General features: G+C 66.4%; 7 protein-coding genes. 4 read left to right on the top strand and 3 right to left on the bottom strand.

The window, feature by feature from the left end; translation table 11 throughout:
- Positions 1-703: 703 nt before the first annotated feature.
- From VKH46_16765 to VKH46_16755, 3 genes are all read right to left on the bottom strand, one after another.
- Positions 704-1,768 (bottom strand): hypothetical protein, encoded by a 1,065-nt coding sequence (locus tag VKH46_16765; GenBank protein ID HKB72486.1) that lies wholly within the window; start codon positions 1,766-1,768, stop codon positions 704-706.
- 10 nt (positions 1,769-1,778) lie between these two features.
- Positions 1,779-2,678 carry a hypothetical protein gene (locus VKH46_16760; GenBank protein HKB72485.1) on the bottom strand — a complete coding sequence of 300 codons (900 nt, stop codon included), beginning with the start codon at positions 2,676-2,678 and terminating at the stop codon, positions 1,779-1,781.
- A gap of 64 nt (positions 2,679-2,742) precedes the next feature.
- Complete coding sequence (locus VKH46_16755) at positions 2,743-3,096, bottom strand: helix-turn-helix transcriptional regulator (protein HKB72484.1); 354 nt, start codon at positions 3,094-3,096, stop codon at positions 2,743-2,745.
- 29 nt (positions 3,097-3,125) lie between these two features.
- Between VKH46_16755 and VKH46_16750 the strand changes: the two genes are divergently transcribed.
- The 4 genes from VKH46_16750 to VKH46_16735 all read left to right on the top strand — a co-directional run.
- A complete protein-coding gene (locus VKH46_16750) occupies positions 3,126-3,929 on the top strand; it encodes an ABC transporter permease (protein ID HKB72483.1) in 804 nt (267 codons plus the stop codon).
- Between the two features lie 4 nt (positions 3,930-3,933).
- Complete coding sequence (locus VKH46_16745; GenBank protein HKB72482.1) at positions 3,934-5,637, top strand: VCBS repeat-containing protein; 1,704 nt, start codon at positions 3,934-3,936, stop codon at positions 5,635-5,637.
- A 247-nt stretch (positions 5,638-5,884) separates the two neighbouring features.
- Complete coding sequence (locus VKH46_16740; protein HKB72481.1) at positions 5,885-7,327, top strand: hypothetical protein; 1,443 nt, start codon at positions 5,885-5,887, stop codon at positions 7,325-7,327.
- A 158-nt stretch (positions 7,328-7,485) separates the two neighbouring features.
- Positions 7,486-10,292 (top strand): PKD domain-containing protein (locus tag VKH46_16735; GenBank protein HKB72480.1); only part of this gene is annotated, 2,807 nt, incomplete at its 3' end.

The raw sequence follows: 10,292 nt of genomic DNA, 5'->3' as shown, positions 1-10,292 counted from the left end.
AGTGCCGCCTCTGCTTGCATCGAGGATTAGCCGGCACGGCGACCTGTCCCGCCGAAGCCTTGCCAAAGCCTTGGCGACGGCGGGGCGAAGGCGGATGCATCGAGCCGGGCGGGCGCGTGCCGCCGGCCGTCCGCACGACGTACGCTCGCCGGTACGCCTTAGCGGCCGGCCGGCGACCCGCATCCCGTCCGCCTTCGCCAAGGCTACGGCGGATCGAGGCGGCAGGGGTGCTCGCTTCACAACGGCCGTTCGGGACGATCAATCCGCCATAGCTCGTCAGAGCGACGGCGGACCGGGCTCGCGCCTTGCCGCGCTTTCGGCTGGTTCTGAACCGAGGATCGCTGCTCGCGAGAATCGGAGCTGCCGGCACGGCGATCCTCCTTCGCTCTGGCGAGCTTCGGAGGATTGCCCGTGAAATCGGCCTTAGCCTCTGCGAAGGCGGATGCATCGACTGGTCCGCCTCCCTTCTGCCGAACTGCCGGCGCGATTGCCGGAAGCAAGCCATTCGCATGTCATCCTGAGCGCAGCGAAGGATCTGCCTGGGTCCCTGGGGCAGATCCTTCGTCGCTTCGCTCCTCAGGATGACAGTTTGGGAGAGGACCGACCGCGGGATGCGCGCTGCGGCAGACCCTTCGCTCGCTTGCCGCCGCAAGCTCGCTCAGGATAGAGCGCTGCGCGCGCATGGCGATGCGCGCTGCGCGCTCTAATTCTGGATGGCCATCTTGCGGATGAGGCGCACCGCCGCATCCGTGCCGAGCGCGGGGGTCAGCGCCACCGTCCGCGTCGGCGTCCACCGGGTGCCGTCGGACATCGCGTAGCTCACGTGGTCCGGATCCGACTGCCAGTAGACCGTCGGCTCGTAGGAGCTTCCGACGACGGTTCCGAGCAGGGTGGGGCTGGCGGGCACCGCCGCCAGGATCGGCGACGAGTTGTGGCCGAGGATGACGACGACGTGCCGTCCATGCAGCGGGTCGATCACGTGGCGGAAATCGGAAGGAAAGGTGATCTGCGCGACCTGCAGCGTTCCGGTCGCGACGTCGGCGAAGCTCGCGAGGATCGTCGACGAAAGTCCGTCCTGCTGCAGCGAGGGACTCTCGTAGAGCGGATTGTCGAGAATCGCCGGCCATTCGATCGTCTGGCTCCCCACGAGCTCCGGGAGGTCGGAGATCGGAATGTCGGCGAGGTTGAAGCTGCCGTTCTCGACGAAGATCGACGCCAGGCGCGCGCGCGGGCGGACGGAGCCTTCCCACCAGATGACGGAGATGATCGAGCGCTGCGAGTCGACTTCGTTTCCGTCCGCGTCGAGGTCCTGGACCGTCTGGTGCGTGATGAGAATCTGCGGGTTGCTCGCGAAGCTGAAGACACCGGAAGGGAGCAGCGGAGCCTGGACCCAGATCCCCTTCTGGAAGATCGCGAACTGGATCGAGTTGATGATCTGGAAGCGGTCGTTCCACACGAGCACGAGCGACTGCGAGAGCGAGTCGTACGCGAGGTCGAACTGGTCCTTCGGGTCGGTATTGTTCGTTCCCGGGATGATTCCGGACTGGACCGCGCCCGTCTGGTCCGTCGAATCCCAGCGGATCACGAAGGCATCGGGGGCGGCGGCCGTGCCGTCCGGCTCGAAAGATCGGTAGAACCCGGACTGCACGTGGTAGAGCGTCCCGTCGGACGTCAGCAGGGAGCGCTCCTCGGCCCCGGCCCCGGCCGCGAAGACGGCGGCGGCGACTCCGATCAGTGTTGCCAGAACCGAAAGACGCCGGGACTTCATGATCGGCTCCTCACGCCCGCAGGTTGATCATCCCCACCACGTTCACCTGGTGGAGGAATCCCTTCAAGGACGGAAAATCGGGGTAGAACTTCGACAGCGCGTCGAAGTGCTGCTCGGCGTCGTTTCGCCGCCCCACCTCGGAATAGATCTCCCCGAGGAGGTAATGCGAGTTCTTGATGACCTTCTCCTGGCCGAACTCCTGGCCGAGGGCGAGCGCCTGGATCCCCCAGCGCTCCGCCTCGTCGTAATGCTCGAGCTTCAGGTGCCCGAGGCAGAGGTCGAGGTTCGGGAACGTCGTGAACGCCCGCGCGCCCATCGCGTCGAACTGGTTGAGCGCGCGCTCGACGATCGGGAGGCCGATGGAGACCTCGTCGCACGCGATGTACACGTAGCCGAGGTTGTCTTCGGCCACGGCGGTCTCCCGCGTGGTGTCCTGGTCGCAATCCGAGTAGATCTCGATCGCCTCCCGGAACAGGGGGAGCGCGGTCTGGAAGCGGCTCTCCGAGAGATCGAGACCGCCGAGGAGGTTCAACGACACCCCCTTGAGGTAGGGGTTGAGCCCTTCCGAGCGCCCGATCGACATCTGCGCGTAGCTCCGCGCCTTCGCGTATTCGTGCCGCAGCTCGTGCGCGCACGCCGCGGTGTACGCGGCGAATGCGCCGAGCCGGCCGTCCGGATGCCGGAGGACGACCTCTTTCAACGCGGAGAGGTCGAAGTCGTTGCGTTCCATCTCGACGAGCGTCGCGATCCGGTTGCAGAGGAACAGGTCCTCGGTCTCGCGCAGCTTCCAGGCGCGCGCGAGCGCCAGCCCCTCCTCGAGAAGAAGGAGGGCGCGCTCGCAGTCTCCCTGCCACACGGCTTCGCGCGCCGTGCGGCGGAGGAATTCGAGATGCTTGCTGCGGTCGCTCATCGTGAAGTCGGCAAGTCCTGACAATGTACCACCCGGGGGACGAAAAGCAAAGAGCTCAAGGAGTTTATTCGCCCGAATCGCCCTTTCCCTGCGACTTCTTGAAGCGAATGAAATCGGCGACCTCGCGCCGCGCGTCGTCATCGAGCGCGAGGTACTCCTTCCAGAGCTGACGGTCGTCCTCGGCCGGAGCGGCGTCGTCGAAGAACGACGCCATGTCGAGCTCGAAGACCCCGAGGATCTTGAAGAGCGTGTCGAGGCCGACCTTGTATTCCCCTTTTTCCATGCGCGAGAGGTCCGACTGGAGGATCCCGATCTTCTCGGAGAGCTCGGTCTGGGTGAGATTCCTCCCCTTGCGGAGCGCGCGGATCCGGGCGCCCACGAGATTCTGCCGGGTGACGGGGAAATGCTGTTGCGCCATATTTGCACCGCCAATATAATCCCGCCCCTGTGAAAGTCAAGCCGTCGGCGACCGGCCGCGCCGGAAACTCCGCCTATCTCCTGTCGGAGCTGGTCGCCCGGGACCTCCGGTCGCGATACGTCGGCTCGTTCCTGGGCCCGGTCTGGGCGCTCCTCGCTCCCCTGGCCTGGGTCGTCATCTACACGTTCGTCTTCTCGGTCGTCCTGCGGATCCCGCTCTCCGGCGAGCCGGCCGGCGTGGTCTTCCCGGAGTACCTCCTCGCGGGATTCATCCCGTGGCTCGCCGTCCAGGAGGGGCTGATGCGCTCGGCGACCTGCCTGACCGACAACGCGGCGATGGTGAAGAAGGCCGTCTTCCCGAAGCAGACCCTCGTCGCGACGGTCGTGCTGTCGGCGGTCGTCAACGAGCTGATCGGACTCGCCCTCTATTCGGCCTACCTCGCCTGGAAAGGGCATTTCTCGCCGCGTTGGGCGCTCCTCGTCCTCCCGCTCCTGGCCGTCCAGGTGCTCGCGACCTACGGTATCGGATGCCTGCTCGCCGGCGTCCAGGTCTTCCTGCGCGACACCGCGCAGGTCGCCGGGCTCGCGCTCGCGATGATCGCGTTCGTCACGCCGATCTTCTATCCGGTTTCGATCGTTCCGGCGCGGTTCCGCTGGGTCGTCGCGGTCAATCCCGTCGCGCATCTCGTCGAAGGATTCCGCGACGCGCTCTTCCGCCGCGCGCTTCCCGGGGCGGGGTCGATCGCGTACCTCGTCGTCTTCTCCGTCGTGGCGGCGATGCTCGGCTCTCTCCTCTTCGTCAAAGCGGAGCCGCATTTCGCCGATCTTTTGTGAACCGATGAAAGGAGTCCCGATGCAGCACCGGGTCAGCCGATGGGCGGCGGTAGTTTGGGCGGCGGGCAGTCTCGCCGCGGTTTCCGCCTGCTCGTCGTCCTCGACGACGCAGAAATCTCCTCCCGCCGCAGCGGCGGTGAAACCGGCCGCGTCCGCGCCCTCCTCCGCGAGCCAAGCCCCGGCGCAGTCGGCCGCGAAGACGAATCCCGACGTCGTCGAGGAAACCTCGACGTACTACGTCCAGCGGTACAAGAAGAGCGACATGGTCCGCGTGGACGACACGCACGTCCGCCTTCCGTTCATGAACGTGCCGGTCCTCCTCGCGCGGGAAGATGCGGACTACTACTACGTCCGGGTGGAGAAGACGACGCCGGAGGAGATGAACGCGGCGGCCGCCGAGCGCCGCGAGAAGGTCTCACGGCAGGAGGCCGCGGCCCGCGCCGAGATGGAGCAGCAGGCGAAGAAAAGCCCTCTGATCGTCACGCCCGAGCAGTTCGAGAACGTGGCGCCCGCCCGCGCGGCGTCGGGGGTTCGGTTCGTCCGCGCGGGAGAAGGCCTCCCGAAGCGCGGTCAGTGGCGGCAGAACATCGCCGTGGCCGACGTCGACGGCGACGGCCATCGCGACGTCGTCGCGATGCCGGCGCGGCTCTCCGGATCGCCGCTCTTCCGCGTCTGGCGGGGCGACGGGCAGGGGAATTTCCAGGAGATCAAGGTTCAGATCCTCGACGCGGCCGGAAAGCCCGTGACGCCGTCGCTCCAGTACGGCGGCGTTGCGGTCGCCGATCTCGACGGAGACGGGCGGCCCGACGTCGTCACGGCGTCGCACGCGCAGACGGTGCGGGTGTTCATGAATCGCGGCGGCGGGAAATTCCAGACGGCGGGCGCCGGGCTCCCGGCGAAGCTCTCGTCCCAGGCGGTCGCGGTCTTCGACGTCGACGGCGACCGGCGCCCCGACCTCGTGGTCTCGCAGGACATCGTCAACAACGATCTCCGGAAGAAGACCGGGAAGGACACCGCGCAGGTGCGGGTCTTCCTCAACCAGGGAAACGGCCGATGGGCGGCGGACCCGGGCGCGCCGGAGGGCGCGTGCTTTTCGTTCAACGTCTTTCCGATCGACGTCACCGGCGCGAAGCCCGCCCGAGACATCCTCACCGGCTGCCGCTACCTCGGCGGGTGGGGGCTGACCTGGAAGAACGACGGGAAGGGGAACTTTTCGAACGAGCTCTTCGAGACGATCGAGCAGGCCGCCTACCATTTCGCCGTGGCGCCGGGAACGGTCGGCGCCGAACGCTTCTCCGGGTTCGCCGACCTTTTCGAGAAGCATGCGGGCGCACTCCAGGCGGACGGACTGAACGTGTATTACAAGGATCCGCAGGGGTGGCGCAAGATCCCGGTCTGGCGTCAGAAGGGTTACAAGGTCCGCCTCACCTCGGTCGCGATGGGAGACCTCGACGGCGACGGGCTCGACGACGTCGTCTTTCCCGACCGGACCGCCGGGAAAGTTCGGATCTTCCTTCAGACGCCGGACCGCCGGTTCGAGGAGGCTCCCGAAGCCTCCGAGCCGCCCCTGGACTCCCCGGCGGCGGACACCCGCCTCGCGGACGTCAACGGCGACGGCCGGCTCGACATCGTGATGGCCAAAACGGGATTTTCCGAGCATCCGAAGGACCCGGGGGGGTTCGAGGTGCTCTTGAACCAGGGAAAGTGACCATGCTGCCGGAGCATATTTTTTCGAAATACCCTTGACTTGGGGGGGATTGTTACCCCATCATCTCCGGCGAGGCCCGCATAGCGGGAAATTCGAACCACCCCATAGAGGTGAAAAAACAAGGCTTCCGGATATCGAAGGAACGAAAAGTATCGGAGGTGATGGAATCGCGTTGACCGATGGTCGGACTCAGTCCCGGTTTTCAGTTCAGGTAAAAAATTTGAAGTTTTTGAAAGAGGAGATCTCAATGAAGAAGGTTTTGGTTACGCTGGTGGCGGTTGCCACGCTGGCCGCGTTCGCGGGCACGGCGTCGGCCGTCACTTGCACGATCGACCACAAACCGGCGGCGACGCTCCTGCTCCCGTACTTCCAGACCTCGGTCTCGAATGCGGGGGGCACGATCGCCCCGACGCCGTTCGGCGGCGGGCTGAACGGCACCGACACGTTGGTCACGGTCGTCAATGCTTCCGCGGCTCCGACGCTCGCGCACGTCACGGTGTGGACGCGCCGATCCGTTCCCGTGCTCGATTTCAACATCGGGCTCACGGGATTCGACGTCCTCTCCTGGTCGATGGGCAGCGTCCTCACGGGAACGCTCCCGGACAACCCGGCTCTGGGCGGCGACAATGCCTGCGCAGCGGATAGCGGATTCCGTCGGTTCACCCCCAACGCGTTCCCGACGCCCAACGACTCGGGCGCCTCGACGAACTACGGCACCCCGGCGTTCCCGCAGTCGTTCGCGGCCGCCCTCGCGGCCGAGCTCGACGGGACGGACGAGTGCGCCACGGGCGCCGGCGACGCCAACTTCGCTGCCGACGGCACCGACCTGCTGGTCGGCTACGTGACGATCGACATGGTCAACTACTGCACGTTCGACAACCCGAACGATCCCGCGTACTGGGCGGACATCGCCGGCGGCTTCGAGAACAGCCTCTGGGGCGACTACACGATCCAGTCCGAGGGAACGACGCCGACCTTCGGCGGCCCGCTCGTGGCCCTCGAGGCCGACGTGGTCGAGCTCAACGCCGAGAACGGCACGCCCATCCGCACGTTCTACGCGCGGTACTGGGAAGACGACGCCGGCACCATCAACCCGGCCCTGACGGGCGGTGACAACGGCGGCGGCGCGTACTTCGCGACGATCGGGCTCTTCACTCCGATCCTCGGCGACATGCGCGAGCCCCTCGGCATCACCTACGGCGCTCGTTACATCAACATCTCGGCCGATTCGACCACCTTCCTCCGTGCGTGGCGCGCGTCGGCGGACGACCTGACCGACCTCACCGGCGACGACTGCACCGCGGTCGAGCCGAATGTCTTCACCGTGATCTGGGACGAGGACGAGACCCCGGCGCAGCAGACCGGCTGCCAGGTCTCCCCGTGCCCGCCCGGCCAGACGTTCAACATTCCCCTCGAGACGCAGCGGCTCTCGATCACCGAATTCGCGGGCTCGAACGCCTCCTCGGCGGGCTGGGTCTACATCGACTTCGGCGCCAACGGCACGGTTCTCGATCAGGCGTGGCTTGCGTACGACTTCTCGGTGCCTGGCGCGTTCGCCAACTCCGGGATCAACGCGGTCAGCTTCGACCCGAACAACTGCCAGCCGGCGGATTACTCGGGCCTGGTCTTCCCGGCGGTTCCGGAAGTTCCGACCCCGATCAACGCCGACGGGGTCACCGGCGCGTTCTGATTCGTTTCAGGGTGGGTGGAGGGCGCGAGCCCTCCACCCCTTTTTTTCTCGCCGCCTTCGAAAACTCGGAAAGGTTGCTCATGACCAAACGTAGGATTTTTGGCGTCGGGTCGAGTTTGACGCCCGGGGCGTTGCCTCGATCACGGCAGAAATCTTTCGTGCGCGGTGCATTCATTTCGGCCCTGCACGGAATCCTCGCGATCGCGTTCCTCACCGCTTCTTCCGCGCCGCTCCGGGCGGCGGCCTGTTCGACGAGCCTCGTGCCCATCGCCACGGACGTCAGCGGGTTTTCCTTCGCCAACCAGACTTACCGCGATATCGTCTTCGTTTCCGGGCTCACGATGGGGCGGCGTTCGCCGACCATCTACGGGCCCACCCATTACGGCGTGATCGGGGCGTATCTCGGATCCAACCCCGGCGCTCCCTCGCCCTCGGTCTACCAGATCAGTTTCCGCGAAGGCGGACCCGTCGGCGGAGGCTCTTTCGTCGACTGCTGGCCGGGGCCGAGCGGCATCGCCATCGCCGACTCTCCCAACGGCTCGGGGCGCATGCCGATGGGATGGAACGACGGCTCCGGATGCGGCACGCCCGAGCAGCTGATATCGATCAACGCCCCGGGCGGGACCGAGACGTTCGGCCAACAGATCGACGTCAACAACGGGAATTCCATCTCTCAGACCGCCGCGGCGCTCTCGTCGGGCGGAAAGTACATGGGGTACTTCGTGGATCGGAACACGCTGTACGCCGTGGACGTCACGAACCCCGCATACTCCGCGGTCGCAACGCCGCTTCACGCGATCCAGACCGTTTCGGCGTGGGCCGGCGCCAACCGGCTCGTCACGCTCGGCAACGATTCCTTCGACCAGTTCCTCGCGGCAGTCTTCTTCGTCAACGGGGGAGGAACGGTCAAGTTCGCCTCCATCGGATCCGACGGAAAGCTGTCCACGCTCGCGGCGAGCGCGAGCCTCTCCTCGGGCTCCGCGGCGGGATCGATCCAGCAGGTCGCGGCGTATCCCTCGGGCAACGGTTACCTCATCTTCGTCGTCGTTTCCGGCGGAATCGACGTCTTCTCCTTCGACGGTACGAGCGTGACCCGCACGGGCACCATCCCGAACGGCGCGAACAAGTACTCGCGCCTTCAGGTGCCCGTCGGCGCATCGGCTCCCGTCCTGATTGCCGAGAAGACCAATCCGCTCGATCTCGACGTGATCGCCGGCGGCTACCTCGCCGGCCAGTCGGGTTCCCCCGCGGTCCAGACGACGATTTCCGCCCTTTCGAACGACACGTCGGCGGGGTTCGGCGCGTACGTCGACCCGGCGGCGCCCGGGATGCTCTATCTCTACCGGATCGTCTCGGTTTCCGGCCTCAGCATGCAGACGGACACGTTCGACGTCTCCTGCGTCACGTCTCCGCCTTCTCCCAACCCGGCGGCGTCCTTCACGCTCGTGAACAAGAGCGCCCAGGCCCGGAGCGACAAGGCTTCGTACGTCGGCGACACGTTTTCCTTCATCGACTCATCGAAGGCGGGCACGGGAGGCTCGATCACGAACTGGTACGTCTGGGCCAACTACAACAGCTCGACTTCCAACAAGGGCAACGCGGACATCTCCGCGACGTCGGCGCCGTCGCTCCCGAGCGTCGTCTTCCCCTGCCAGACGCTGAGCAACAGCCAGTGCAGCTACAGCCCGGTGAGCATCACGAGCGCCTCGATCTCGCAGAAGTTCGGCGAGCTCGTCTCGGCGGCCACGCTCGATTCCGGCGTCGCCGTCAACTCGGTCACGCTGAAGGTCCCGCTGACCCGCGTCCCGGCACTGGGATCGGACGGAAGCGTCAAGATCCTGACGGGAGGGTCGATCGACGCGAGCGCCTCCGACGGGAGCCCGGCGGGGTTCGCCTGGTCGTTCAAGGACGCCGCGAGCAACGCGCTCTCGACGAGCTGCGCGGGGACGACGTGCGCCCCGCCGTCGAACGCGGCCAGCTTCACGGTCGCGGCGAAGTACGCGGGCGGCTATCAGGCGGCGTCCGTCGCCGGCACGATCGTCTTCACCGACATCGCCGGCTCGATCACCGTGCCGGCGACGCTCTATTCGAGCCAGAGCACGACGACGGCGACGTTCGCGCTCCAGAAGGGAAGCACCGTCTCGATCACCGGTGTTTCCTACAAGTACGACGCCGGAGCGCTGACGCCGATCTCGCCGTTGCCCGGTCTCACCTCGTCGGTCACGATCGGAGTGCCGGCGCTGACGACCGGCCAGAACCACACGATCACGTTCGTCGTCGCCTACACCGGCGGCTCGAAGGGCTCGTCGGTCTCGTTCCCGGACACGTTCCTCTACAGCGCGGTCCAGTACGTGCCGAAGGTCTGGATCAGCAAGCAGCAGTCTCTCGCCGCGACCGACACGTGCTACACGAACGTCTTCGCGGGAGTGGTCACGTCGTGCGCGGGCTCGCCGGGCACCTTCTACCTCGGGGACCTGGGCGACCTCAACAAGCCCTCCTTCCCGGCCACATGGGACTTCGGTGACGGATCGCCGCTCGACACGAGCCACACGACGACGGATTTCGTCGCGCACACGTTCGCGGCGGGCTCGTACACGGTCAAGGTGACGGTGGCCGGCACGACCGCGTCGCAGTCTTTCAGCGTCACGGGATCGACGCTCTCGGCGAGCATCAGCGGGCCGACGAGCGTCGCCGCGGGCACGCAGAACACCTGGTCCGCATCGGTCTCCGGGGGCACGTCGCCCTACACGTACTCATGGACGTCGACCGATGGAGCCTCGGGCTCCGGTGCGAGTTTCCCCCACGCGTTTGCCAGCAGCGGAACTGCGACGATCACTCTGACGGTCCACGATTCCGCCGGCGCGTCGAAGAGCGTCCCGAAGTCCGTGACGGTCGGAGGCGGAGGCGGAGGCGGCCAGATCGTGATCGGCGGGTCATCGACCGTCAACGCCGGCGCGAGCAGCAC

The sequence above is a fragment of the Thermoanaerobaculia bacterium genome (genome assembly GCA_035260525.1).
Lineage (GTDB): Bacteria > Acidobacteriota > Thermoanaerobaculia > UBA5066 > DATFVB01 > DATFVB01.
This window is presented reverse-complemented; position numbering and strand designations above follow the sequence as displayed.